The sequence below is a fragment of the Paraburkholderia sp. SIMBA_054 genome, assembly GCF_046534875.1.
In the GTDB taxonomy this organism is placed as follows: Bacteria; Pseudomonadota; Gammaproteobacteria; order Burkholderiales; family Burkholderiaceae; genus Paraburkholderia; species Paraburkholderia hospita.
In genome coordinates this window covers 101417-125739 of sequence record NZ_JAWRXV010000024.1, presented here as the reverse complement: position 1 = coordinate 125739, position 24323 = coordinate 101417, and the positions used below count along the sequence as shown (strand labels likewise).

Here is a 24323-nt window from a genome sequence, read left to right as displayed (position 1 = left end):
CAGAACGTCGGTCGTAGCTTGCGCATGGAATGTTCCTCGTATGGTTTCATGAGGGCCAGCAGACCACAACGTTTTGTTGCCGATTGGCTCGGCGCCGTTCGCATCCGCGTGATCTCGGCACGCGTATAAACAAGCTTGGGCGCTAGCCCGCCGTTCTGTCGAGAGGCCCCCTCATGAAAACCATCAGAATGCGGTCGCGATGTCTGGTGTTGGCCGTCACGACGGCAGCAACGTTCGCGGCATGCAGTCCCGTCAAGCTCATTGACGCGCTCGTACCGCGGACCGGTTACTCGGCGCATACTGCACTCGCATATGAAAGTGGCGACCGGCACGCTCTTGACGTCTATGTGCCGACGTCATCTGCATCAGCAGACACGCCGAGACCGCTGGTGGTCTTCTTCTATGGCGGCAGCTGGCAAACGGGTGATCGGCGTGATTACCGGTTTGTTGGAGAGGCGCTGGCGTCGCGCGGTTACGTGACGGTAATTCCTGACTACCGGCTCTATCCCGACACAATCTTTCCGGGATTTATCGAGGACGCAGCCGCAGCGGTCGACTGGGCGCACACGCACGCAGCAGACTTTGGCGCTGACCCGCAGCATATGTTTCTGATGGGACATTCAGCCGGCGCGCAGATTGTGATGCTGCTCGCAACGGATCGGCATTATCTGATGCGATACGGCATCGACGCGCATTCACTTGCAGGCGCAATCGGGCTGGCCGGTCCGTACGATTTCCTTCCCTTGCGGGACGAGAATCTGAAAACGATCTTTCCAGCCGAACTGAGAGAAGACAGCCAGCCGATCAATCACGTCAACGGATCCGAGCCGCCGATCTGGTTGGGGGTCGGCACAGCGGATCGCACAGTTGATCCAGGCAATACGACGCGCTTCGCTGCGCGACTCGAGTCCGCCCACGACCGCTTCACCCTGGAACGTTATACAGGAGTGAACCACGCAATCATCGTCGGAAGCCTCGCGCGCCCGATTCGCGCGCTCTCGTCTGTCATCACGGTCGCACCCGTCCTCGACGATGTGTCTGCGTTTATCGATGCGCATTCCGGCGATTGCTTGCCTCGTGTGCTGAGGCACCGCGCAAGATCGTGACCGACCAGCTACGCAGCTATCCGGCCGCGAAAGCCGGGATTCCCGCACTGCCTCACGTCAAACACGTCTTCGTCAAAGCCAGCGCGCGGGTCGATAACCGGGCGAAAAACAGTCATCAGCCGACGCGCGAACGCGAGCGACGCATGCGTGGCTTCCGCGAAGCCTGAACGCACGCAGACTTTCTTATCGAGCTTCGGTCCGATCCGGCAGCACTTCGCGCTCAAGCGACACCTGCTACGCGCCTCACTCTATCGCAAACAACTCGCCGCACACTTTGCCGCCTGGCATCGTTTCACTGAGGCCGCCCAAGATCCGCCCGCATTCTGAGCAAACATGTGCCCTCTCTACTATTGCGTCGCGAACAATTTAACGTGACAGCGCCGTTTCGACAGATTGCCGGAAAACATAAAAAAGAACTGTGCGCATCGCACAATCAATATACCGCGGGCATGCCCTGTGGACGATGCTTGAAGCGTCGATGCACCCAGTAGTACTGGGCAGGAAATTTCAGTATCTGGGTCTCAAGAAACGCATTCATGCAACGCGCATCATCCGTATCGCTTCCCGATGGGAAATCGCTGAGCGGCGCAAAAACGTTCAACCGATACCCTTTGAAATCCGGCAGTACTTCCGTGACGAACGGCACAACGCGTGCGTGCCCCATTCTCGCAAGTCGAGAAACAGAAGTCAGCGTGCACGCTGGGACGCCAAAAAAAGGCACAAAAACAGAGTTTTCGATGCCGTGGTCCATGTCCGCGGCAAGCATGACCGGCTTGCCCTCGTGAAGGAGTCTCACGATCTTCCTGGCGCTGGTCGAGCGTTCGATCATCTCTGCGCCGAATCGGCCGCGCTGCCGTCTGGCCAGATCGCAAAGTCGCGTGTTGGACATGTGCGTGTACAAGGAAGCGGCGGGCATCTTCAGCGAGTAAAGCATGCACCCAACCTCGATGCTCACGAAATGAAACCCCATAAAGATGGTGGGCGGAGCATTCCTGTCTTCGAGATCAATCGCGCTTTGGACCTGGACAATATTTCTTATTCTTTGGGCGCTACCAAACCATTGAATGCCTCGTTCGAGATAGCTGCGGACGACGTGCCGGAAGTGTTCCCTTGCAAGCTCATCGCACTCACGTGTCGTCTTTTCCGGAAAACAGAGACGCAGGTTGACAAGGACTATATGTTTGCGACGGCCAGGAATCGTATACAGGGCCGCGCCGAGCCCACTGCCAAGCCTCGCGACCCATTGGTACGGAAGTATTGAGAGCGTGCGCAGTAAAGCGACGACGAGCAAATGACCGATTTGTTGCAAGACCATCTCCTGTGTGGCGGTCGGCTATGCCAACTGAAACGCCTCTGTTCGTTGACCACAAACGTTGATCAGGTAAGACGGCCAAGGCGATGTCGCTGTCCTGGCGTACCACACTGAAGCAAAGCATCGATAGGGCGAAAGTCAAACTCCTACACCGACTTCCCGATGCTGTCCAAGCGACGCTTGATGGAAGCGACGAAGATTGGCGCCGGGACGTGAAAGGCCTGTAAAGGGCGCGGATCCTGGCTTGCCCCCCACGAGTAACAGACAGGTGTCTGGCGCGACAATTACTTCTGCCGCCCCGGCAGTTTTAGTTGACGTCGACACGTGGACCAACAATCCGACGGTGACTCTACGTGAGCGGATGGCCTAATTGCCTCGCAACCGGCGTTGCTTGCATGATGCGTTGAAGGGTCTCCGGTTATATCTTCGACTAGCTTGCGCTCAGGCAGCCAGTCATTTACTGAATTGGAATTGCCGGTAAGGAACATGCGACCGTTGTAAGGACGACTGTCATGCCGCCATAAGCCGAAGGTCCACTGCCGTAGTGTACGCGTCAAACATTAACGCGACCTTAACCGATTGGCAGTTTCGAAAAAATATTCTGCGCAAGTGACTGGTGCGGGTTGCCGATAGGCCACCTGCCGAAAAGCGGCGAAACGTTTGGAGAGAACTATGTCAGTCCGGGCGGTTGGTCAAAATTCGACCCAGTCGGTCACCACACCTTCAGCCGCGCAACCAGCAGATGGCGCATCCTTAGCGGGTGAGCTCAGTAAATCGATGCCACGCGGCAAAGCGTTCGCCGAGTTGTTTTCGATACAGCGAAGCACACAGCAGATGTCGTTTGAGTGCGAAGTGCTGCCGGATCAAACCAAAGCTCGATAGAAATGCCTGCGTGCGTTTGCGCTCGCGAAAGCCCCGCATGCGACGCTCCCGTTCGCGCGTTGGCTGATGACTGTTCTCGGCCCGGTTGTTTAACCGGGCCGCCGCCTTAACGAACACATGCTTGACGTTGGCCAGTTCGCGGATGTCCGCCTTCGCGACCGGGTAGCTGCGCAGCTGGTCGGTGACGATTTTGTGTGGCACCGGACACGAACGAAGCACGTGTTTGAATAAGCGTCTGGCGGCGGCCTTGTCGCGTCGCTTCTGCAACAGGATTTCGAGCTCGGCGCCATGTTCATCAACCGCACGCCAAAGCACGTAAGGCTCACCGCGCAGCGTCACAAACATCTCGTCGAGATGCCAGGTGCTGCCTGTCTTGCGTCGGGCAGCTTTCACGTGGCGAGCAAAGCCTGCACCGAATTTGTCGCACCAGCATCGGATCGTCTCGTACGTCACGACCACGCCGCGCTCGAAGAGTCACTCCTCAATGTCGCGCAAACTCAACTGGAAGCGAAAATACCAACGCACGGCGCAACTGACAACACCAGCGGGGAAACGGTGACCCTGATACAGCGACTTTGATTTCTTCATCGCACCATCTTACGCGATGACCAGAACAACCTGACAACGCCCTCGCGAGGCGTGTCAGGATTTCCACAAATTGCGGCGGACGCCTTGATACTCATCGAGCGATATCGTCGAGTGCAAGGCCCGTGGTACGCGGTCCGAACAGCGCGACCGCAAGCACGACGATCGTCATTGCGCAGCCAATAAAGGCGAACACGCCGCCGGGGCCGAACTCGCGCAGGAAGAACGCGATGAAGAAACCGACGAAGATCGACGACAGGCGGCTCCACGAATAGACGAAGCCCACTGCGCCCGCGCGCATGCGAGTCGGGAACAATTCCGCCTGATACGTGTGCACGATGGTCGAGAGCCAGTTGACGACCAGCGTCTGCACGATGCCCACGGCAATCAGCCAGCCCGGCGCCTTCAACATCGAGAAGATCACGCCGATCACCGCCACCGATATCGCGCTCCACACAAGCTGCCATTTGCGCTCGAAGCGGTCCGCGACGAGCATGACGATAAACGGCGCGATGGGATAGAGCAGCACGATCAGGAAGGTGTATTCGAGGCTGCGCGTCACCAGGATGCCCTTCGCGATGAGCAGCGTCGGAATCCAGCTGACGAAGCCGTAATAGCCGATAGTCTGGAAGAAGTTGACGACGACGAGCATCAGCGTGCGACTGCGATACTGCGGGCTGAAGGCTTCACGCAACGTGCCCTTCTGCTCGTCCGCTTCGGGCGCTTCGGCGGGTGTGGGCAATTCCTTGCCGTACTCGTTACGCACACGGGTTTCGATCATCTGCATGACGCGCTCGGCCTCTTCGACGCGGCCCTTCTGCGCGAGCCAGCGAGGCGATTCCGGCAGACGCAGTTGCAGATACCAGACCAGCAATGCGCCCACCGAGCCAAGCGCGATCACCCAGCGCCAGCCGTCGAAGCCGAACGGTGCGATGGGCACCAGCACCCATGCCAGGAACGCGATCAACGGTGCGCATATCTGCGCGACGCCGTACACGAGTCCAAAGGCCATCCCGCGCGCGTGACGCGGCGTCAGCTCCGACACGTAGGAGTCGATGGTCACGTACTGCACGCCCACGCCGATGCCGCAGATGACACGCCATACATTGAGGCCGAGCGCCGTGTCCTGGAACGCGATGATGATGGCCGCGACGCAGTACCACAGCATCGACGCGGCGAACACGCGGCGCCGGCCAAAGCGGTCCGCGAGACTGCCGAAGACGATCGTGCCGATGAACAGGCCGATGAACAGCGATGCGAGAAAACCGGCGAGGCCGTTCATCGCGAAGAAGGTCGGCGTGGTCGGCGTGAGGATGCCCGAGTGAAACAGGCCCGGCGCGATGTAACCCGCGAAGTACACATCATAGAGCTCGAAGAATCCGCCGAGCGCGACGAGCAAGAGCAGCTTCCACATGGTGGCAGTCATCGGCAGCCGGTCGAAGCGCGCGGTCACCGAGCCCGCAGTGATGGGACGCGACGGATAGTCCGCCCTTTCAAGCGAGCCGACGACATCGGCGCCAATCGCCCTGTTCGGGGTGCTCATCGTGTCTTCCTCCTGTGCGCCCTGTCTGGATGGTCGCTCAATGCTGAGCCCCACATCGACTGGGACAATCATGTCGGGATACTAATTATTTTCATTCGAGACATCGTGATCGTGAGCGCGACGCAATCAGCTCCCCTGACACGCCCCTCTCCAATCCACCAGTCCGGCTGCTATTCCCTTTCAGTAGAGCCCAGTCTAGTGACGCGCGCGATGGCCCACAATACTTGATCGTTGAATCAACTTCGCTTTATTTGCACGACGACGCGAACGGCGCCCGACGATCGACGCATGCAATAAAAACGGCCCGCGCAGGGCCGTTGAGGTAGCAGCGTTCGACGAGGCGACAGTCAGGAAGGCGATTGCGCCGCCAGCATCGCGCCGCCGACGGGCAGCAGGTCCTCTGCATCATCCGAAGCCGGACGCGCCTGCAGATAATCGGCGCGCGGACGGATCAGCGCGCCCGACTTGCGCTGTTCGACAATATGCGCAAGCCACCCCGCCGTGCGGCTGATGATAAACAGCGAAAACGCGCTGCGCGGCGGCAGACCCAATGCGATCGTGAGCAACGTCAAGCCGAATTCGAGACTCGGCAGACAGCCATGCGTCGCCGCGATGTCCAGCGCCGCATACAGCGGCTCGACGGACGGATGACGGCCCTCGAGCCGCCGCGCGACGTCGATCAGATAGCGGGCGCGCGGGTCGCCTTCCGGGTACAGCGGATGATTGAAGCCCGGCAGACTCCCGTGGGCCGCATGGTGCTCTTCGAACAGCCGTTGTGCCTGCACCGTCGTCTTGCAGGCGCGCAGCAGGTCTTCGGTGGCTTCGTATGAGCGCGCGGAGGTGAGCCCCGTTTGCGTCAGGATCGCCGCCGCGACGCATTCGCCGACATCGGCGCCCGCCGACGCGGCAATGCGCGCGACGAAGGTCGCCTGCGCGAGCTCGTGATCGGCGCACAACACGAGGGCCGCATCGAGCGCGGCAATGTGCTGCGGCGAAACCGTTCCGCCCAGCACGGCGAGCAGCGTCGCGGACAGCCCGCCGCCGCGTTTGCGCGCGACAGCCGTCGCCGCACTATCGTGCGAACGGCGCAAATGGACGAGACAATGCGCCATCGTCGCGATCATCCGGCTCGCCGCGACGAACTGCGCATCGGATGAGCGCGCCCCGCGCAGATGTTCGCTGCCGAAGCGCAACGCGATGTCGGCGAAGAACCGTACGAGTTCGCGCCGAGGCTGCATGCCAGCGATGCGCGGCCACGCGTCGGCAAAGCGCAGCGTGCGGGCGCAGGGTTGCCATGACAGCGTGAGCTCGTCACCGGTATTCCATAGCGCTTTCACGACGGCTTCGAAGGTCTGCCCGTCGCGGGCCATGTCGAGCGCCCCCACGCCGCGATAGCGCGGTCCTTGCGCGGTGATCTCCGTGAGCGTGCTGGAGATGATGGGCTCGCCCCAGCGCATCGCGGCCGCTGCAACGGGGGCATGGCCGCTGCGCGCATCGGCGCGCGACTTCATGCGCTCGGCGTCCTGACGCGAGTACAGCCGGCGGCCCTTGTCGCCCTGCGGCACGCTGCGAATCAAGCCGCGGCTGACGTAGGCATACAGCGTTTGCAGCTTGATCTGAAGCAGCGCGAGCGTTTCGGCGCGTGTCAGATAATCGCCGGCCGCTTGCACGGGGACTGCCGCGCCGTCTTGTCGGTTCCGTTGCACCTCGGTCTCCTTGCCGACGGCGGGACGCCGTACGGGGGCACAGTGACCGACAAGATAATCGAATGCCTGTGAGCTCACAATCCGGTTATGCCAGTAGCCCTACACGGACTGACGGTCTCGCTACGCATGAAGCGGTGCGAGCACACGGTACGTCTTCGGAATGCCGGCCTTGGACACCTGCCCGTACATCGGCTCGGCGGGCACGCCTTCATGCAGCAGATCGCGCGCGGCGATCAGTTGGTCCAGGTCGATCCCCGTATCGAAGCCCATGCTCTCCAGCATGAACACCAGGTCTTCGGTGACGATGTTGCCCGACGCGCCCGGTGCGAACGGGCAGCCGCCGAGGCCCGCCAGCGCCGAATCGAACGAGCGAATGCCCTCTTCCAGTCCGGCGAGCGCATTGGCGAGCCCGAGTCCCATGGTGTCGTGCAGATGCAGCTTGGTCAGCCGGTCGCCGATCTCGGCGCGCACCGCCTTGACCATCTTTCGCACCTGCGCCGGATTGCCATAGCCGACCGTGTCGGCCAGCGCGACGGCATCGACGCCGGCTTCAGCCAGCGCCACGGCTGTTTCGATCACTTTCTGCAGCGGAATCACGCCGTCGATCGCGCAGCCGAACGCGGTCGCACAGCCGGGCTCGATCGCCATCGGCCGCTCCTGTTCCCTGACCCATTCGACGATCCGGCGCACTTCCGCGACCTGCTCCATTGTGCCCTTGCGCGTGTTCGACCGGCTGTGGCCTTCGCTCACCGAAACGGGCACGCCGACTCCATGGGCGCCCGCCGCATACGCCGCTTGTGCGCCGCGCAGATTGGGCACCAATGCCATCACGCGCAGGCCCGGCTGCTGCAGCGCGGCCTTCACGATCGCATCCGTGTCCGCCATCTGTGGCACAAGCTTGGGCGGCACGAAACTCCCGACTTCGATCTCGCCGACACCCGCCTGCGCAATGGCCGCAATCCAGCGCGCCTTCAGCTCCGTCGGCATGATGTCGTGCGCCATCTGCAGGCCATCGCGAGGCCCCACTTCGCATACCGCTACCTTCTCTCTCATGTCACCGCTCCTTCAGATAGATTGTTCAGCGGGCCGATCAGGCCGATCGAGCCCTCAGCGCAGCACGCCCGCTTCCGTCAATGCTTCGATATCGCCCGCGTCGAGTCCCAACAGCTCGCGGAACACGTAGTCGTTGTGCTCGCCAAGCCGTGGCGGCGGCGTGAAATCGCCTCGAAAGCCCCCGCTGTCACGCCACGGCAGCGCAATGCTGCGCGAGCCGTCGGCCAGTTCGGGGAATAGCCCGCGCTTGGCGAAATAAGAGTCTTCCATCACGGCGCCGATATGCCGCGAACGCGCCGCCGGCACGCCACGCGATTGCAGCGCATCGAGCGCCTGCCCGGCCGGCTGGTGCGCGAGCCATGCGGCGAGCAGATCGTCCGCTTCCGAACGATGTGCAGCGCGGGCAAGCGCGTCGGCAAAGCGCGAGTCCGTGGCGAGTCCGGGCTTGTCCATTGCATCGCATAGCGCGCGCCATTGCCCGTCGTCGCAGACGGACACGGCAAGCCACGCGTCATCGCCCTCACAGCGAAAGCATCCGGACGGGGCGGCGCTCCATTCGCGCGCGCCGCTCGCGGCCGGCGTGGCGCTGCCCAAGGCCTCGCGAAACAGTAGTTCCGGCAGCAGCGCGACTGTGCTCTCCAGCATGGAAAGGTCGATGAAAGCGCCTTCGCCCGTCACGCGGCGGTGGCGGATGGCGGCCAGCACCGCACAGCACTCCCACAGCGCCGTGATCGGATCGGTCCACGCCGGCAGGATGCCCATCGCCTCGACGCGCTCGTTCGGCGTGCCGACCACACTCGCGCGGCCGCTGTAGGCCTGCAAAAGCGAGCCGTAGGCGAGCGCGTCGCGCTGTGGTCCCTCGCGGCCGGTGCCGGACGCGGAGACGAAGATCAGATCAGGCCGGATCGCGGCAAGCGCCGGGTAGTCGAGCCCGAACTTCGCCAGCACGCCGTTCGAGAAGTTCTCGACCACCATGTCGCTCTGCGCGATCAGGCGGCGAATCAGCTCGGGGCCCTGCGACCGGCTGAGATTGATCGTGCAGCTCTTCTTGCCCGCGTTCACCACGGCCCACCATGGCTGACGCTGCGTGTGCTCGCGCCGGGTCGACGACTCGATCTTGATCACTTCCGCGCCCATGCCCGCGAGCATCTTGGTGGTCATCGGGCCGGCCAGTACCCAGCTGAAGTCGATCACGCGCAGGCCGGACAATGCCCCGCTTTCCGCTTTTCTCATCAGACCACTCCCTGCTGTCGCAGTGTTTCCATGTGAGCCGGCGACAGCCCAAGACGCTCTTCGAATACGGCGCGATTGGCCGAGCCCAAGCGAGGCGACGCCACGTCGCGCCCGCGCGGCAGTTCTGCGCCGGAACTCGTGCGCAGGCAAAACGGCAAGCCCGGCATCGACAGCGGGGTGTCGCCCGTGCCTTCCCAGCAATCGAAAAAGCGCCGCGCATTCAATTGCGCGTTCTCGAGCAGATCGCGCGCGCCGCTAACGGGAAAGCACGCCACGCGCGCCGCCTGCGCGCGCTCGAACACATCCGCGCGCGTATGCTCGCGCGTCCACTTCGCCATTTCTTCCTGAAGGGTCATCCAGTTCTCGTTGCGCGCGGTGCGTTCGCCGCACAGCGCCGCATCGCGCGACCACGGCGGATTGCCCAGCAGTTCGACCCAGCGTTCCCACTGATGCTCCTCGCGCGGCGAAATCATCACGAAGCCGTCCCTGCAGGGCAGCAGCCAGATCAGCCCGCCCGCGACTTCCGTGCCTTGCAGTTCCTCGCGCAGGCGGCTGAAGGTGCGTTCTCCGCGTCCGTAATCGGCAACGGGTTCGATCAACAGATGAGCAATGACGTCCAGCTCCGCGCATTCGATGCTGCGGCCCTCACCGTGCAGTTGGGCTTCGAGCAGGCCCCAGAGCGCGGCGTTCGTCGCCGCGATACCCGTCGCGAGCGCCACTTCGCGATCCGCGCACGCGACGGGCGGCTGCTCGCTGGGCGCATGCACCGGCCGCGCCTGATGGAACGCATAGCCCGCATGATGCGTGAGCGTGAAATCGGTGAAGGCGGCAGGCGTGTCGGCGTCCGTCCGGTTCGCCGACGCGTCATCCGCGAGTCGTGTTCCGAATGGCGTGACGGCGAGCGTCACCAGTGCTGGCTGGAGCTTCCTCAGCGTGTTGCCGTCGAGGTCGAGTTCGGCGAGGCGCGACGCGTGCGCGGACGTGATCAGCAGATCAGCCGATTCGACAAGGCGCTTCAGCAATGCGGCGCCCGCCGGGTACGATGGATCGAGCGTCGCGCTATGCTTGCCATGATTCAGGTAGGCGAAGAGCGCGGCATCGTCGCCGTAGGCCGCGTGCGGCGCGAACGGACCAACGCGCCGCAATGGATCGCCCGCGCCCGGTGGTTCGAGCTTGAGCACGTCGGCGCCGAGATCGGACAGCACGCGCGCGCAGAACGACGCCGACATCGAGCCGCTCCATTCGATCACACGCACGCCAGCCAGGGGCGCTGCAAGGGACACCGTCGACGCCCGCGGCGGCGCGGCAGAGGCGGCCGTACTCACGCTGCCTCATCGAGAACAGCGGGATCGAACGGATACGGCACAGGTGCGCCATGCCGCAGTGGCAGGACGACCGTCGCGGTGCCCGGCGTGCTCTCCCTGCCTTGCTGGTTGCGCAGCCCGATCTCCAGATGCACGAGACCATAGCGGCCGCGCCGCTCGCGGCCCGTCACGCGGCCCCAGGCCGTAATCACGTCGCCGGGCACGTTCATGCCGCGAAACTGGAACTGGAGTTTCCATGCCCAACCGCTCTCGCCGACCCAATCCGTCAGGAGTTGCAGCATGATGTGCTGCTTCCAAGATCCGTTGACCATCACGTCGGGCAGCTTGTCGTGCCCGGTCGCGAAACGCCAGTCGTAGTGGATGCGGTGCCAGTTCTCCATCGAAGCCGACCAGCGCATGATGTGCGCCGTGGTCATCGGACCTTTGACGACAGGCGGAATCTCCGTGCCGGTTTCGACGTCTTCAAAACATAGTGCGGCCATGACAGTCCTCGCCTAGCGCATGATCTGCGTATTGGTGACCTTGAGCAGCTTTTCGCCGGACTCGGTCGTGTAGGTCTCCTCGATGATGACGAACACCATCGGACCGCTCTTGCCGTCGCGTTGCACGATGTCCTTGTAGCGTGCCTGACGCAGCACCTTCTCGCCGACGCGCGCGTAGCGATACAGCTCGTATTCGTAGCCGCCGTTCAGGTCGCGCGGCAGTTCGACTTCGACGGCAGGCAGGCCGCTGAAGCTGCGGCTCAACCCGTCGTAGTCGGGCTTGTTCATGTCGTCGAGCGGATCGGGCGAGTTCGCTGGCCGGCGAAATGCATGCACGGGAAAACCGGGCGGCGCGACCACGCTGCCGTAGCGGCTCGTCGCAGCCCAGTCTTCGTCCCAGTAGCGGCGCGCGTCGTCCATCGTCGCGTGATGGAAGCGGCGCACTTCGCCCGCTTCGACGGGATGTGTCGACACAACCCAGTCGGTCTGCGCACCGATGATGGCTTTCACCTTGCCGGTGATGTATTCATTGCTCACAGATGTCTCTCCTCGATCCCCGTTGCTGTCAGCGAGAAGATGCAGCCAGCGCTGTGCTGCATCGGCGAGGCCAGTCTAGGTGAGCATCCGTGCAGCGCACAATACTTGATCATTGAATCAACGTCTTCTCAGCCTTCGTTCATTCGACTATCGTCCGTCTCATACCGCAATGGCCGGCATTCTGTGCGAGCCGCTGCATGACATCGACGAGGGGAGACATGGCGATGGAAAAGAACCGCTACGACGCAAATGCGCTGCGTGACTATGCGCGCAACGTGCTGGGCAAAGCGGGCCTCGCCAGCGGATACGCGGACGACGTTGCACGCACGCTCGTCGAAGGCGACCTGATGGGACACGATACTCACGGCCTCGCGCTGTTGCCCGGTTACGTCCGCGAACTGCAAGCGGGCACGATGACGTGCGACGGAAAGCCCGAAGTTGTCTCCGACCGCGCTGCCACTTTGCTGTGGGATGGTCACCGGCTGCCGGGGCCGGCACTCGTCCACGCCGGAATTGATGCGCTGATGCCCCGCGTGCGAGAACTCGGCAGCGCAACGCTCGTCATCCGACGCAGTCATCACATCGCGTGCCTTGCCGCGTATCTGCTGCGCGCCACCGAGTCGAATCTGGTGATGATGCTGGCGAGCTCCGATCCCAGCGTGCAGAGTGTTGCGCCTTTCGGTGGCACGCGCCCGTTGTTTACACCCAACCCCATCGCGCTCGGTATGCCCACGTCGACCACGCCGATATTGATCGATATTTCGGCATCCGTAACGACCAATGCGATGAGCGCACGCCTTCACCAGAATGGCCAGCTGTTCGACGAACCATGGATGCTCGATGCGCATGGCGAGGCGACACGCGATCCGGGCGTGCTGTTTGCCGATCCGCCTGGCACGATCCTGCCGCTTGGCGGACTGTCGGCGGGTCACAAGGGGTTCGGTCTCGCGTTGCTGATCGAGGCACTCACTGGGGGTCTCGCTGGATTCGGCCGCGCCGACCCTGCGGAGGGCTGGGGCGCGACCGTCTTCATGACGCTGTACGATCCGGCCGCACTGGGTGGCATCGAAGCGTTGCGACGGCAAATGGACTGGCTAGGCGATGCCTGCCGCAGCAATGCACCGCGCGTCCCGCATGATCCCGTGCGCCTGCCCGGCGACCGCGCGATGGCCCGGCGCGGCGAGCAGCTCGCGCATGGCGTGCGCCTGCGTCCTGCTGTCGTCGCGGCGCTCGAAGCATGCGGCGCACGGTACGGCATACCATCCCTTGCGGCGCTGGACGTAGAAACCGGCAAGGAAGCCGTCTGATGCGCACGACCACGGACTCTGAAGCGACGCCGCTTGCCGCTGCCGCGGCATCGACTGATCCCATCATCCGGCTGCATCCCGATGACGATGTCGTGATCGCGCGACATCAACTGGTTGCGGGCATGTGCCTCGGTAACGGCATCACCGTGCGCGGCCTGGTGCCGCCCGGACACAAGGTCGCCCTACGGTCTGTCCAAAGTGGCGCGCCCGTACGACGTTACGGGCAGATCATCGGATTCGCGACGCGCCCCATCGAGTCCGGCGAGCACGTGCACACGCATAATCTCGCCATTGGCACGTTCGAGCGAGACTATGCGTTCGGCGCCGGCGTCCGGCCGACGATACACGTGCGACCGCCCGCGCAGTTTCAGGGCATCGTCCGCAGCAATGGGCGTGTCGCGACCCGCAACTACATCGGGATACTGACGTCGGTGAATTGTTCGGCCACGGCCGCACGCGCCATCGCCGACTACTTCCGGCGCGACGTCAATCCGCAGGCACTTGCCGACTATCCGAACGTGGATGGCGTCGTCGCCCTCACGCACGGACAAGGCTGTGCGATCGACGCCAACGGCGAGGCGCTCGAAGTGCTTCGCCGCACGATCGGCGGCTACGCGCGCCATCCCAACTTCGCCGCTGTGTTGATCGTCGGGCTGGGCTGCGAAACCAATCAGATCGACGGGTTGATGGAGGCACAAGGTCTCGCGGGGAGCGCCACGCTGAAGACGATGATGATCCAGAGCAGTGGCGGCACCTCACGCACGGTGGCGGCAGGCATCGACCAGGTCAAGGCAATGCTTGCCGGGGCCAACCAGGTGCGACGTCAGCCAGTCGATGCCAGTCATCTCCTGGTTGGGCTGCAATGCGGCGGCTCCGATGGCTACTCGGGCATCAGCGCCAATCCGGCATTGGGCGCAGCCGTCGACCGGCTGGTTGCGCACGGCGGCACGGCGATTCTCTCTGAAACGCCGGAAATCTATGGCGCCGAGCATCTGCTCACGCGCCGCGCGGTGTCGCAGGCAGTGGGCGAGAAGCTGGTTGCCCGTATTCGCTGGTGGGAAGCTTACTGTGCGCGGATGAACGCGAGTCTCGACAACAATCCGTCGGCCGGCAACAAGGCGGGAGGACTGACCACGATCCTCGAGAAATCGCTTGGCGCGGTGGCCAAGGGCGGCACGACGAATCTCGTCGACGTGTACAGCTATGCCGGACAGGTCGACGCTCATGGTTTGGTGTTCATGGACACGCCCGGCTACGATCCCGTTTCCGCCACGGGACAGGTCGCGGGGGGCGCGAACCTGATCTGCTTTACAACAGGACGTGGCTCAGCATACGGATGCGTGCCGTCGCCGTCACTGAAACTCGGGACGAATACGGCGCTTTGGCATCGACAGCAGGAAGATCTCGATCTCAACTGCGGCGCGGTCATTGACGGAACACGCACCGTCGAGCAGATGGGGGAGGAAATTTTTCAACTGATGCTGGCGACCGCTTCCGGGCAAAAGTCGAAAAGCGAGTTGCACGGATACGGCCACAACGAGTTCGTGCCGTGGCAACTAGGTGCCATCACCTGAAGCTCGCCACTTGTTTGCGACCGCGTCTGGAATGCCCTGTGACGATGACGCGATCGCCGTCGCGGTTTGCCGGTGGCGGCGATCTCCGCGAGCAGGCGATGAGCGTCTTTAACCGTACAGCTTCGATTCTGCCATCAACGCCTGCGTCCCGATCACGTCGTTAATTCCGTCGAAATCGAGCATGCGATCTTTCCAAGGGTAAGTCGTTCCGGTCTCACGCAGACTGGAGAAATACCCCTGCAACGTATGGGCGACCGCGCGCGCCGTGCCGCCGGGAAAAATAACAATGCGAAATCCCAGTTGCGTCAGCGCCTGCACGCTGTGCACCGGCGTTTTACCGCCCTCGACCATATTCGCGAGCAACGGAACCCGTCCTGCGAAGCGATCGCAGGCCGCTTTCATCTGTTCGACCGAGCGCAGCGCTTCAATGAACAACGCATCGGCACCTGCTTCCAGATATCGCTCGGCGCGATCGAGCGCAGCGTCCAGTCCCTCGACGGCCACCGCATCGGTGCGCGCCAGGATCATCGTCTCGCTGTTCGATCGCGCATCGACTGCCGCGCGCAATTTGCCGCACATCTCTGCAACCGGGATTAATGACTTCCCGTCCAGATGCCCGCAACGTTTCGGGAAGGTCTGATCTTCCAGCTGGATCATGGCCGCGCCAGCGCGTTCGAAGCCACGCACCGTGCGCTTGACGTTCAACGCATTGCCGAAGCCCGTATCGGCATCGACGATCAACGGAACATCGACACGCTCGGTAATCCGCGCAAGCGTATCTTCGACTTCGGATGACGTCGTCAGACCGACATCCGAGCGGCCAAGCCGCGTGTAGGCGATCGATGCGCCGGATAGATACAGCGCCTCGAAGCCAGCCTGTTCGGCGATCAACGCTGTCAATGCGTCGAAGACGCCAGGGGCAAGGACTGAACCTTGCTGAAGGATGGTCTTAAGTCCGTTTACTTTTGTCGCCATCGTCTCTACTCCTGTTTTCGGTCGGGTGATGCCGCCGCCATCCATGGCGACCAACCAGCCTCTTTTCTGCTCACGCGCCAAGGCGGCTCTGGAAAGCCTCGCACGTCGTCACCTCACCGACCGTGCAAAGATCGGCAAGCGCGGCGTCGTGCGCTGCTTGCGTCGATGCCGCGCAACCGTCGCCCAAAACGAGCACGCGATAGTCCCGCATATGCGCGTCGCGCGCGGTGCTGGCCACGCCGCCGTTGGTGACGATGCCGCAGATCGCCACGACCTCGATGCCCGCGCGACGCAACACCCAGTCGAGCTGCGTGTTGAAGAACGCGGAATACGCGACTTTCCACACCGACACATCGACCAGATCGTCGAGTGCGGCGACGGTCGCGTGACCGTTCGACCCAGCGACAAAGTCACCTCGACGCAGGAACGGGCGCAGTTGCCTGAGATGCGGCGAGATCATCGGCTCACCCTGGGCGTCGGGCCATAACGTGAACTGGCTTGCCGCGACAAATCCGCCTCGTTGCTTGAGCACGCGAGCCACTGGCGCCACGCGCAGCGGCAATGCGCGCGCCGCGTCCGACGCCGCGCCGCCGCGATGATAGGCGCCGCCTTCGCTCACAAAGTCGTTTTGCAGATCGACGATGATGAGCGCGGTCTGTCGCGGATCGAGTTGCGTGCCGGAAGTCATCATGCGTATCTCTCAGGTCGTGCGGCGCGTGATCAGCAGATTACCCAATGGGTCGACTCGACCGCTGAAACCGGGTTCGAGCCAGATCGTGGTATCGGCCTGTTCGAGGATCGCGGGACCGTCCACCGTTGCGCCCACCGGCAAGTCGAGGCGTGCATGGCGCACGGCGTCCCACCACTGGCCGTCATGAAATACCGCTTGCGTGCCGGGCGAGGCCGGCATCGTCGTTGCCTTCGGTGCCAGCACGGCCAGATCGAACTTGGGCCGGACACCGATGCGCGCATAGCGGAGGTTCATGATGCGCACGGGAATGCCGTCCAGCGCGCGCCCGAACGCCGTGCGGTACGCGGCTTCGAACGCGGCGCCGATCGCCGCACGATCGAGCGCGTCGCGCTGCACTTCGACGCGAACCGTATGGCTCTGGCCGACGTACAGCATGTCCAGTTCGACGTTCTCGCGCACCGCTTCGAAGGCAACGCCCGCCGAATCGAGCCGCTGCTGGCACGCGTCGGCCATGCCCGCGACGCGGGCACGCAGATCGTCGACATCGAGTTCGGCCAGCCCCCGGTTCAGCGTCTGCACGGCGTCGTGGCGCATATCGGCAATCACGCAGCCGATCGCCGACGTCACGCCCGGAAAACGCGGCACGATGCCCGTCGTGGTGCCAACTTCGCGCATCATCGCGCACACGTGCAGCGCGCCGCCGCCGCCGAACGGCATGTAGGCAAACTCGCGCGGATCATGGCCCCGCTCGATCGACACCAGGCGAATCGCACCCGCCATCTTCGCGTTCGCCACCGTCAGGATCGCTTCGGCCGCGGCGTACGCATCAAGTCCTAGCGGCGCAGCGACGTGCATGTCGATCGCCTCGCGCGACTTGCCGGCGTCCATCCGTGACAGAAGCCCGCCGCCCAGCGGACGATCGGCTGCTATCCGACCGAGCAGCACGTTGGCATCGGTGACGGTCGGGCGCATGTTGCCGCGTCCGTAGCACGCCGGGCCTGGGACGCTGCCGGCGGACTCGGGGCCGACCTGCAGCAGGCCGCCCGCATCGACCGATGCAATCGAGCCGCCGCCCGCGCCGATCGTCTCGATCTGGATCATCGGCGCGCGCACTACCATGCCGAAATCGATCGAGGTCTGCGCGGACAACGACGCTTCACCGCGCGCAACCAGCGACACATCGAACGATGTGCCGCCCATGTCGCCCGTCACCAGATTCGGGAAGCCCGCGGCACGTCCGATCGCGGCACAGGCGATCACGCCCGCAGCCGGGCCGGACAACGCCGTGCGCACGGGCACATCGCACGCGGTCTGGCGCGACATGATCCCGCCATTGCTCTGCACCACCAGCAATTCGCCGCCGAATCCATGCGCTTTCAGATCGCTCTCGAGACGCGTCAGATAGCTGCCTACGACGGGCTGCAACGACGCGTTCAACGTGGCCGTCGAGCATCGTTCGAACTCGCGGATCTCGGGCAACACTTCGGTCGCTGCCGTGACGTTCGCGTTGGGCCAGATCGCGCGCACCGCGGCCACTGCGAGCACTTCATTGACGGAATTCGCGTAGGCATTGACGAAGAACACGCACACTGCCTCGCAGCCGCGTTCGAGCAACGCGCGCGCGGCGGCCTCGACCTGGGCGATGTCCACGGGTGTATGCAACGTGCCGTCGGCCAGCACGCGCTCGCTCACTTCGAGTCGCAGATCGCGTGGCACGACCGGCTCGAACGTCCCGCGCAAGCCCCAGGTGCGCGGCCGGTCGCGGCGCCGCATTTCGAGCACGTCGCGAAAACCTTCCGTCGTGATGATGCCGGTGCGGGCAACCTTTCGTTCGAGCAGTGCATTGGTGCCGACCGTCGTGCCATGCACGACCGTCGCAATCGCACGCGCGCCGCCATGCCCTTCGCCTTCGCCGCCGATGCGTTCGATGCCGTTCATGAAACCGCGCGCTTCTTCGCCCCGTGTCGACGGCACCTTGACCACGCGCGCGGTGCCGGCGGCTTCGTCGAGGACGAACAGGTCGGTGAACGTGCCACCCACGTCGACGCCGACGACCAGAGAACCGTGTGCCGCATCCTTCATGCCTGTTGCTCCTTCACATCCATCGTGACATAACCCATCGCGCGGTCGTGTTCGCGTGCCGCATCCGATCGTTCCGACGGCGCGCCATAGCCGCCCCCGCCGGGCGTTTCCAGCCGCACGCGTTCGCCGCGCTTCAGGCGGATGCCGAGCATCTTCGACGCCATCGGCGGCGTGTGCCATTCGCCATCCTGCTGATAGCGGAACACGTTGCGCACCGACGCCGCGCCGCCCGCGATGCCTTGCGGCGCGGAGCGTCCGCGCTCGCCGAAGATGAACGCTTCCGCTTCGTCTTCGAGCAGTTCGATTTCATAGATCGCGCCCAGCCCGCCACGATAGGTGCCATCGCCGCCCGAATCGGGACGTAACGCCCATTGCGTAAAGCGCACCGGATAGGCGGCCTCCAGAATTTCCAGCGGCGGGATCGTCGCGGTCGAAATCGGCGCATTGCCGTGGCTCAGGCCGTCGCCTTGCGAATGTCCGCCGTGACCGCCGCCAAAGAAACTGAACATCACCCAGCGCTGACCTTTGCGTGCGCCGCTGCTGCGATGACCGGCTATCGACAGCGCGTTGATCGTGCCGTAAGCCTGCGCCATCGCGAGTTCCGGCGCGGCCTGGGCCATCGCACAAAAAATCACGTCGATCATGCGCAAGATAGTTTCCGTATAGCCGCCGACCGGACGCGGCCGGTCGGCTGAGATCACGAGCCCATCCGGCAATACGAACGACACGGCGTCGAGCACGCCCGCATTCGCGGGCACGTCCGGGAACAGATGCTTGAGCGCGACATAGCAGGCGGCGATCGCCGTGGCCCGCGAGATGTTCACAGGTCCGGCGCAAGCCGGCGACGTGCCGGTGAAATCGAGTGTCAGCGTGTCGCCGGCAACGCGCATGCATAAGGCGATCTTCAGCGGCTCGTCGCGCACGCCGTCGTTATCCAGCATGTCGTCGAACGTATAGTCGCCGTCGGGCAGCGCTGCCACGTGCGAGCGCATCAGCCTGACAGCCCGTTCGCGCAACAGCGCGAGCGATTCAAGCACGACGTTGTCGCCGTAGTCGCCGAGCAGATCGTTCAGGCGGCGCGCGCCGAGTTCAAGCGCGGCAAGCTGGCCGTTCAGGTCGCCCCACAGGCTATCGGGCAAGCGGGTGTTCGCTTTGAGAATGGCGAGCACGTCGGCATCGAGTTCGCCGCGCCGCACGATCCGCACGGGCGGAATCTGCACGGCTTCCTGCCAGCACTCCGTAGCGGCCGGGTTGTAATTGCCGGGCACCGCGCCGCCGACGTCGTGCCAGTGAGCCGCTGACGCAAGGAAGCAGAACAGCTTGCCGTCGCGGAACACGGGACGCACCAGCTTGAAGTCGTTCGCGTGCGTGCCGCCTTCGTACGGATCGTTGAAGAGCCAGACGTCGCCGTCGATCATGCCGCCGCGCTCGCCTGCTACGCGGATTGCCGCCTTCACCGCGAACGCCATCGCGCCGACGAACACCGGCAGGCCCGACTTGCCCTGCACCAGCGTCGCGCCCGAAACGGCGTCGTAGATACCGTGGCAGGCGTCGTGTGCTTCCGCGATGATCGGATTGAAGGCGCTGCGGTACAGGGTCGCGTCCATTTCATCGGCGATCTGTTCCAGCCGGCCCTTGAGGACCGCCAGCGTGACCGGGTCTAGCATGAGATGACTCCGTTGGGTGTGGGGTAGCGCTGCTTGAGCAAATTGAGCAGACCGCCTGCGTCGACCATGTCGAGCAGAAATGCAGGGACGGGATCGCACGGCAGCTCGCGCCCATCGGCCAGCAGGATGCCGCCGCCGTGGGGGTCGATCGCGATGCGCTCGCCCTCTCCGATCGTTTCGGCGTCGGCGCACGTCAGCAGCAACAGGCCGACGTTGAATGCGTTGCGAAAGTACAGGCCATTGAACGCTGGTGCGATCACTGCCCGCACGCCCAGGCGTACCAGCGCAGCGGCAGCCTGTTCGCGCGATGAGCCGATGCCGAAGTTCGGCCCGGCCACGAGCACGTCGCCCGTCTGGACGCCCGCTGCAAAATCGGGGCGCTCGTTTTGCAAGCAATGGCGGGCGATTTCGTCGATACCGAATTTCATATACGCGCCGGGCGCGAGCGAATCGGTATTGATATCCCCACCGACCCGCCATACGCGATGCAGATCGGAAGTCCACCCGGTTTCGGCGAACGCCGTGCGGCAAGCGGTCATGCGAGCACCTCGCGAGGATCGGTAATGCGTCCACGTAACGCAGACGCCGCAACCGTATAGGGCGAACCCAGATAGACCTGCGCCGTCTCGGCGCCCATACGGCCTTTGAAGTTGCGCGCGGTGCTCGACACAACTGTGCTGCCTTCGGGAATCGAGCCGCCATAACCGGCACACGCGCCGCATGTCGTAGCGAGCACTTGCGCGCCAGCTGCTTCTAGCACATCCATCACGCCTTCGCTTGCCGCTTGCGACTGGTCGCGGATACTGGCCGGTGCCACGACGAGTTGCACGCCCTCGGCCACCCGGCGCCCGCGCAATATTCTGGCCGCCGCGCGCAAGTCTTCGAGTTTCGCGCCAGTGCACGCGCCGATATAGGCGACCTGCACGGCGACATCGCCGAACGCGCCGACATCGCGCGTATTCGCCGGGCTGTGCGGCGCGGCCACTTGCGGCGCGAGTTGCGCGGCGTCGAAGTCGTGCGTCTCGACGCGTGCTTGCGGATCGCTTTGCCAGCGAGCGACATCGATCTCATCTTGCACGCCCGCGGCGCGAAGATAGTCGACCGTAATCGCGTCCGGCGCAATCAGGCCGACCTGCGACCCCAGTTCCGCGCTCATGTTCGACAGCGTCATGCGTTCCTGCATCGACAGCGCGTTGATGGCTTCGCCGCAGAATTCGACGGCCTGATAGCGGCCGCCGTTCATGCCGAAGCGGCCGATCATATGCAGCATCATGTCTTTCGCCGTCACGCCGCATGAAAGGCGATGACGCCAGTTCATCTGCAAGGTCTCCGGCACCTTGACCCAGATCTGCCCGGATACTGCGACGCCGAGCATCTCCGTGCTGCCGATGCCGAACATGTATGCGCCGAACGCGCCGCCTGTCGGCGAATGCGAGTCGCCGCCCACGCAGAACATGCCCGGTCGCAGGTGGCCACGTTCCGGCAACACCACATGGCAGATGCCGACACTGTCGTAGACGTTCGGCAACTGCTGTGCGCTTGCCCATTGACGCGCGATGCGCACGATCCGGCGCGATTCGTCGTCGGCCTCCGGCACATAGTGGTCGATCACGAGCACGACCTTCGACTTGTCCCACAACGATGCGCCGAGCTGTTCGAGCATCGGCTGCAACCGGCGCGGACCGCTCGAGTCATGGAACATCGCGAGATCGACGTTGCACGTGACGATTTCTCCAACTTCGACTTCGGGCCGCCCGCAGGCCGCCGCAATCAGCTTTTGCGCAAGCGTTTGTGCTGCTGCCATCGACTACATCCCCAAATAGGCGCGACGCAATTCGTCGCTGGCCATCAACTCCGCGCATGTGCCGGAGTAACGGACCAGCCCGTTCTCCAGCACATAGCCACGTTGTCCGGTTTCGAGCGACTGGCCGACGTTCTGTTCGACCAGCAGAATCGCGAGTCCCTCGTTCTGCAGCCGCGCAATGAGCGCGAACATTTCTTCGACCATCAACGGCGACAAACCCAGCGACGGCTCGTCCAGAATCAGCAAACGCGGCTCGGCCATCAAGCCGCGGCCGATCGCGAGCATCTGTTGCTCGCCGCCCGACATCGTGCCCGCCGGCTGATCGATCCGTTCGCCAAGACGCGGGAATATCTCCAGCATCCGCGCGAGGTTGCGGCTCCGATTCGGCTTGCCGCGCGTATATGCACCAAGCTCGAGGTTTTCGCGCACACTCAGGTTCGGGAAAATTCGCCGACCTTCCGGCACCTGGATCAGGCCGGCTCCGACGACGGCGCGGTAGTGTCGCCCGGTCAGGTCGTGACCGTCGAACCGCACGGCGCCCTGCCACGCAGGATTAATGCCGCACACGGTGTTGTTCAGCGTGGTTTTGCCGACACCGTTACTGCCGAGCAGCACGACAATCTCGCCTTCGTCGACACGCATATCCACGCCGCGCAGCACTTCGGTGCGCCCATAGCCTGTGCGAAGCCCGCTCACTTCGAGCAATGCGCTCACCGACGTTCTCCTTCACGCGCCAGCCGTTGGGCCGTGCCGTGACCGAGATACGCTTCGATCACGGACGGATCCGATGTCACTTCACGCGGCGTGCCGCCCGCGATCAACCGGCCTTGCGCCAGCACCCATACGTGTTCGGCCAGGCTCATCACCGCGCGCATCACGTGCTCGATCATCAGCACCGTGACGCCGCTGTCGACCAGGCCACGAATGACGGGAATCATCTCGTCGATCTCGCTTGGATTCAGTCCGGCGAGCACTTCATCGAGCAACAGCAAACGAGGCTTCGTCGCAAGCGCACGCGCCAGTTCGAGACGCTTGCGGCCGCTCACGGTCAGATCTGCTGCTGGTTTATCGAGGTTGTCATGCAGATTCACCCGCGCCGCGACCTCCTCTGCGGCCGCCAGCGCGGCCCGCCGCCCAGGTTGATGCAGGTGTGCGCCAACCGCAATGTTCTCGCGCACAGTCTGTGCGCCGAACGGCTGCACGATCTGGAACGTCCGCGTCAAGCCAAGCCTTGCCGACTGATGCGGCGCCATCCCCGTAATGTCGCGCCCCAGATACTGGACGCGCCCGGCGCCGGGCCGAAGAAACCCCGACAGCAACGCAAACAGCGTCGTCTTGCCGGCACCGTTCGGACCGACGAGTGCCGTCAGCGTGTTGGGCATGACATCGAGACTGACGTCCTGCACCGCCTTCAGGCCGCCGAACGTGATGGACAGGCCACGGGCCTGCAAAAGCGCATCAGACACGGGCTTCCTCCTTGCGCTCGCTAGTGCGATTCGGTTTCGCCGGCCGGCCCATCATGCGACGCACCGACATGCCCGCACCCGTCAGGCCGCGCGGCAAAAACATGACGATCACGACCAGCACCACGCCATAGATCACCATGCTGATACCCGGCAATTCGCCGAACAGGTTGCGGGTCGATTCACCAAGGACATAAAGGAGTGCCGCGCCCAGTACCGGTCCCCACAACGTGCCGACTCCGCCGACAATCACGCCCACCAGCGCTTCGATCGAGATCGACGGGCCGAACGCGATACCTGCATCGATGTACTGGAACATCTGCACATAGCACGCGCCCGCCGCACCCATGAACGCAGCCGACAACGCGATCGCGCCCAGCTTCACGCGCACCGGATCGACGCCGATCGCCCGTGCGGCGCTTTCGTTGTCCCGCACTGCTTGCAGGTATGCGCCGAAACGCGAATGACGCAACCATGCGGTGACCAGCAACGCGGCAATCACGAATGACAGCAGCAAATACACATAGCCGCGCCTGGACCCAAATTGCAGGTTCGCCGCGCTCGCATGCAGCGGCACCATCAGACCCACGCCGCCGCCCGTAAACGACACCGACACCGCGAGAATGCGCGCCACTTCGGCAAACGCCAGCGTCACCAGCGCGAAGTAGGAACCCTTTAATCCGCCGCGAAACGCTAGCGCACCCACCACCAGCCCGGCAAACGCGCCGAATGCGATTGCAACCGGCAACGCGAGCCACGGATTCCAGCCCCAGCTCAATTGCGCAATGGCCTGCGTGTATGCGCCGACGCCGAAGAACAATGCATGTCCAAACGACAATTGCCCGCCATAGCCGCCGAGAATGTTCCATGATTGCGATAGCAACACCGCATATAGCGACATCATCAGAAACGTGAGCAGCACGCCAGATTGCAACACGCTGGCGGCCACGGCCAACAGCACACCGAAGATCAGGATCGAACGAACGTCGCGCATCG

20 protein-coding genes and 2 pseudogenes are annotated in these 24323 nt (G+C 63.7%); 4 read left to right on the top strand and 18 right to left on the bottom strand.

The window, feature by feature from the left end:
• Positions 1 to 173: 173 nt before the first annotated feature.
• Positions 174 to 1106 (top strand): alpha/beta hydrolase, encoded by a 933-nt coding sequence (locus SB822_RS27595; RefSeq protein ID WP_086915430.1) that lies wholly within the window; start codon positions 174 to 176, stop codon positions 1104 to 1106.
• Positions 1058 to 1433 (top strand): annotated as a pseudogene (locus tag SB822_RS27590) (DDE-type integrase/transposase/recombinase); the annotation flags it as partial. The gene SB822_RS27595 and the pseudogene SB822_RS27590, both read left to right, overlap by 49 nt.
• A 106-nt stretch (positions 1434 to 1539) precedes the next feature.
• On the opposite strand, the gene SB822_RS27585 reads toward SB822_RS27590, so the two are convergent.
• The 9 genes and pseudogenes from SB822_RS27585 to SB822_RS27545 form a co-directional block, all read right to left on the bottom strand.
• On the bottom strand, positions 1540 to 2421 hold the full coding sequence (locus tag SB822_RS27585; protein WP_236674155.1) for a lipid A biosynthesis lauroyl acyltransferase: 882 nt from the start codon (positions 2419 to 2421) through the stop codon (positions 1540 to 1542).
• 750 nt (positions 2422 to 3171) lie between these two features.
• Positions 3172 to 3888 (bottom strand): annotated as a pseudogene (locus SB822_RS27580) (IS6 family transposase).
• A gap of 91 nt (positions 3889 to 3979) precedes the next feature.
• Positions 3980 to 5428 carry an MFS transporter gene (locus SB822_RS27575; protein ID WP_410856104.1) on the bottom strand — a complete coding sequence of 483 codons (1449 nt, stop codon included), beginning with the start codon at positions 5426 to 5428 and terminating at the stop codon, positions 3980 to 3982.
• Between the two features lie 347 nt (positions 5429 to 5775).
• Entirely contained in the window at positions 5776 to 7134 is a 1359-nt protein-coding gene (locus tag SB822_RS27570; protein ID WP_079500940.1) for a citrate/2-methylcitrate synthase, read from the bottom strand.
• 120 nt (positions 7135 to 7254) lie between these two features.
• Positions 7255 to 8187 (bottom strand): hydroxymethylglutaryl-CoA lyase, encoded by a 933-nt coding sequence (locus SB822_RS27565; RefSeq protein WP_086915431.1) that lies wholly within the window; start codon positions 8185 to 8187, stop codon positions 7255 to 7257.
• Positions 8188 to 8241: 54 nt separating this feature from the next.
• Positions 8242 to 9420: a CaiB/BaiF CoA transferase family protein gene (locus SB822_RS27560; RefSeq protein WP_086915432.1), complete on the bottom strand. Its 1179-nt coding sequence runs from the start codon at positions 9418 to 9420 to the stop codon at positions 8242 to 8244.
• On the bottom strand, positions 9420 to 10745 hold the full coding sequence (locus SB822_RS27555; protein WP_410856103.1) for a CaiB/BaiF CoA transferase family protein: 1326 nt from the start codon (positions 10743 to 10745) through the stop codon (positions 9420 to 9422). Before SB822_RS27555 ends, SB822_RS27560 begins: the two co-directional genes overlap by 1 nt.
• Positions 10742 to 11227, bottom strand: coding sequence for an acyl dehydratase (locus SB822_RS27550; protein ID WP_410856102.1), 486 nt, complete (start codon positions 11225 to 11227; stop codon positions 10742 to 10744). The genes SB822_RS27555 and SB822_RS27550 overlap by 4 nt, the downstream gene beginning before the upstream one ends.
• A gap of 12 nt (positions 11228 to 11239) precedes the next feature.
• A complete protein-coding gene (locus tag SB822_RS27545; protein ID WP_007733430.1) occupies positions 11240 to 11764 on the bottom strand; it encodes a MaoC family dehydratase N-terminal domain-containing protein in 525 nt (174 codons plus the stop codon).
• 218 nt (positions 11765 to 11982) lie between these two features.
• Between SB822_RS27545 and SB822_RS27540 the strand changes: the two genes are divergently transcribed.
• Positions 11983 to 13071, top strand: a complete 1089-nt coding sequence (locus SB822_RS27540) for an Ldh family oxidoreductase (RefSeq protein WP_410856101.1) — start codon at positions 11983 to 11985, stop codon at positions 13069 to 13071.
• Positions 13071 to 14645: a UxaA family hydrolase gene (locus tag SB822_RS27535; RefSeq protein ID WP_410856100.1), complete on the top strand. Its 1575-nt coding sequence runs from the start codon at positions 13071 to 13073 to the stop codon at positions 14643 to 14645. Before SB822_RS27540 ends, SB822_RS27535 begins: the two co-directional genes overlap by 1 nt.
• Before the next feature lie 108 nt (positions 14646 to 14753).
• Here SB822_RS27535 and SB822_RS27530 read toward each other — a convergent pair whose 3' ends face one another.
• The 9 genes from SB822_RS27530 to SB822_RS27490 all read right to left on the bottom strand — a co-directional run bounded on the left by SB822_RS27530 (position 14754) and on the right by SB822_RS27490 (position 24321).
• The gene (locus SB822_RS27530) at positions 14754 to 15620 is read right to left on the bottom strand and encodes an oxaloacetate decarboxylase (protein WP_410856114.1); all 867 of its coding nucleotides are present in this window, start codon (positions 15618 to 15620) and stop codon (positions 14754 to 14756) included.
• 70 nt (positions 15621 to 15690) lie between these two features.
• Positions 15691 to 16311: a cysteine hydrolase family protein gene (locus SB822_RS27525; RefSeq protein WP_007733435.1), complete on the bottom strand. Its 621-nt coding sequence runs from the start codon at positions 16309 to 16311 to the stop codon at positions 15691 to 15693.
• Between the two features lie 9 nt (positions 16312 to 16320).
• Positions 16321 to 18393 carry a hydantoinase/oxoprolinase family protein gene (locus tag SB822_RS27520; RefSeq protein ID WP_410856099.1) on the bottom strand — a complete coding sequence of 691 codons (2073 nt, stop codon included), beginning with the start codon at positions 18391 to 18393 and terminating at the stop codon, positions 16321 to 16323.
• Entirely contained in the window at positions 18390 to 20060 is a 1671-nt protein-coding gene (locus SB822_RS27515) for a hydantoinase B/oxoprolinase family protein (RefSeq protein ID WP_410856098.1), read from the bottom strand. Before SB822_RS27515 ends, SB822_RS27520 begins: the two co-directional genes overlap by 4 nt.
• Positions 20054 to 20599 carry a 3-isopropylmalate dehydratase gene (locus tag SB822_RS27510; RefSeq protein WP_079487285.1) on the bottom strand — a complete coding sequence of 182 codons (546 nt, stop codon included), beginning with the start codon at positions 20597 to 20599 and terminating at the stop codon, positions 20054 to 20056. The genes SB822_RS27515 and SB822_RS27510 overlap by 7 nt, the downstream gene beginning before the upstream one ends.
• Positions 20596 to 21864 carry a 3-isopropylmalate dehydratase large subunit gene (locus SB822_RS27505; RefSeq protein WP_009771112.1) on the bottom strand — a complete coding sequence of 423 codons (1269 nt, stop codon included), beginning with the start codon at positions 21862 to 21864 and terminating at the stop codon, positions 20596 to 20598. The genes SB822_RS27510 and SB822_RS27505 overlap by 4 nt, the downstream gene beginning before the upstream one ends.
• Positions 21865 to 21867: 3 nt before the next feature.
• Positions 21868 to 22578: an ABC transporter ATP-binding protein gene (locus SB822_RS27500; protein WP_007733440.1), complete on the bottom strand. Its 711-nt coding sequence runs from the start codon at positions 22576 to 22578 to the stop codon at positions 21868 to 21870.
• Positions 22575 to 23330 (bottom strand): ABC transporter ATP-binding protein, encoded by a 756-nt coding sequence (locus SB822_RS27495; RefSeq protein ID WP_007733441.1) that lies wholly within the window; start codon positions 23328 to 23330, stop codon positions 22575 to 22577. The genes SB822_RS27500 and SB822_RS27495 overlap by 4 nt, the downstream gene beginning before the upstream one ends.
• Positions 23323 to 24321 carry a branched-chain amino acid ABC transporter permease gene (locus SB822_RS27490; protein WP_009771115.1) on the bottom strand — a complete coding sequence of 333 codons (999 nt, stop codon included), beginning with the start codon at positions 24319 to 24321 and terminating at the stop codon, positions 23323 to 23325. The genes SB822_RS27495 and SB822_RS27490 overlap by 8 nt, the downstream gene beginning before the upstream one ends.
• Positions 24322 to 24323 lie beyond the last annotated feature (2 nt).

Bases quoted from the DNA above. Each gene is read 5' to 3' on its own strand.
- SB822_RS27520 (WP_410856099.1), bottom strand. From the start codon at position 18,393: ATGAAGGATGCGGCACACGGTTCTCTGGTCGTCGGCGTCGACGTGGGT.
- SB822_RS27575 (WP_410856104.1), bottom strand. From the start codon at position 5,428: ATGAGCACCCCGAACAGGGCGATTGGCGCCGATGTCGTCGGCTCGCTT.
- SB822_RS27535 (WP_410856100.1), top strand. From the start codon at position 13,071: ATGCGCACGACCACGGACTCTGAAGCGACGCCGCTTGCCGCTGCCGCG.
- SB822_RS27515 (WP_410856098.1), bottom strand. From the start codon at position 20,060: ATGCTAGACCCGGTCACGCTGGCGGTCCTCAAGGGCCGGCTGGAACAG.
- SB822_RS27490 (WP_009771115.1), bottom strand. From the start codon at position 24,321: ATGCGCGACGTTCGTTCGATCCTGATCTTCGGTGTGCTGTTGGCCGTG.
- SB822_RS27525 (WP_007733435.1), bottom strand. From the start codon at position 16,311: ATGATGACTTCCGGCACGCAACTCGATCCGCGACAGACCGCGCTCATC.
- SB822_RS27585 (WP_236674155.1), bottom strand. From the start codon at position 2,421: ATGGTCTTGCAACAAATCGGTCATTTGCTCGTCGTCGCTTTACTGCGC.
- SB822_RS27530 (WP_410856114.1), bottom strand. From the start codon at position 15,620: ATGGCGACAAAAGTAAACGGACTTAAGACCATCCTTCAGCAAGGTTCA.
- SB822_RS27505 (WP_009771112.1), bottom strand. From the start codon at position 21,864: ATGGCAGCAGCACAAACGCTTGCGCAAAAGCTGATTGCGGCGGCCTGC.
- SB822_RS27595 (WP_086915430.1), top strand. From the start codon at position 174: ATGAAAACCATCAGAATGCGGTCGCGATGTCTGGTGTTGGCCGTCACG.
- SB822_RS27540 (WP_410856101.1), top strand. From the start codon at position 11,983: ATGGCGATGGAAAAGAACCGCTACGACGCAAATGCGCTGCGTGACTAT.
- SB822_RS27550 (WP_410856102.1), bottom strand. From the start codon at position 11,227: ATGGCCGCACTATGTTTTGAAGACGTCGAAACCGGCACGGAGATTCCG.
- SB822_RS27565 (WP_086915431.1), bottom strand. From the start codon at position 8,187: ATGAGAGAGAAGGTAGCGGTATGCGAAGTGGGGCCTCGCGATGGCCTG.
- SB822_RS27560 (WP_086915432.1), bottom strand. From the start codon at position 9,420: ATGAGAAAAGCGGAAAGCGGGGCATTGTCCGGCCTGCGCGTGATCGAC.
- SB822_RS27510 (WP_079487285.1), bottom strand. From the start codon at position 20,599: ATGACCGCTTGCCGCACGGCGTTCGCCGAAACCGGGTGGACTTCCGAT.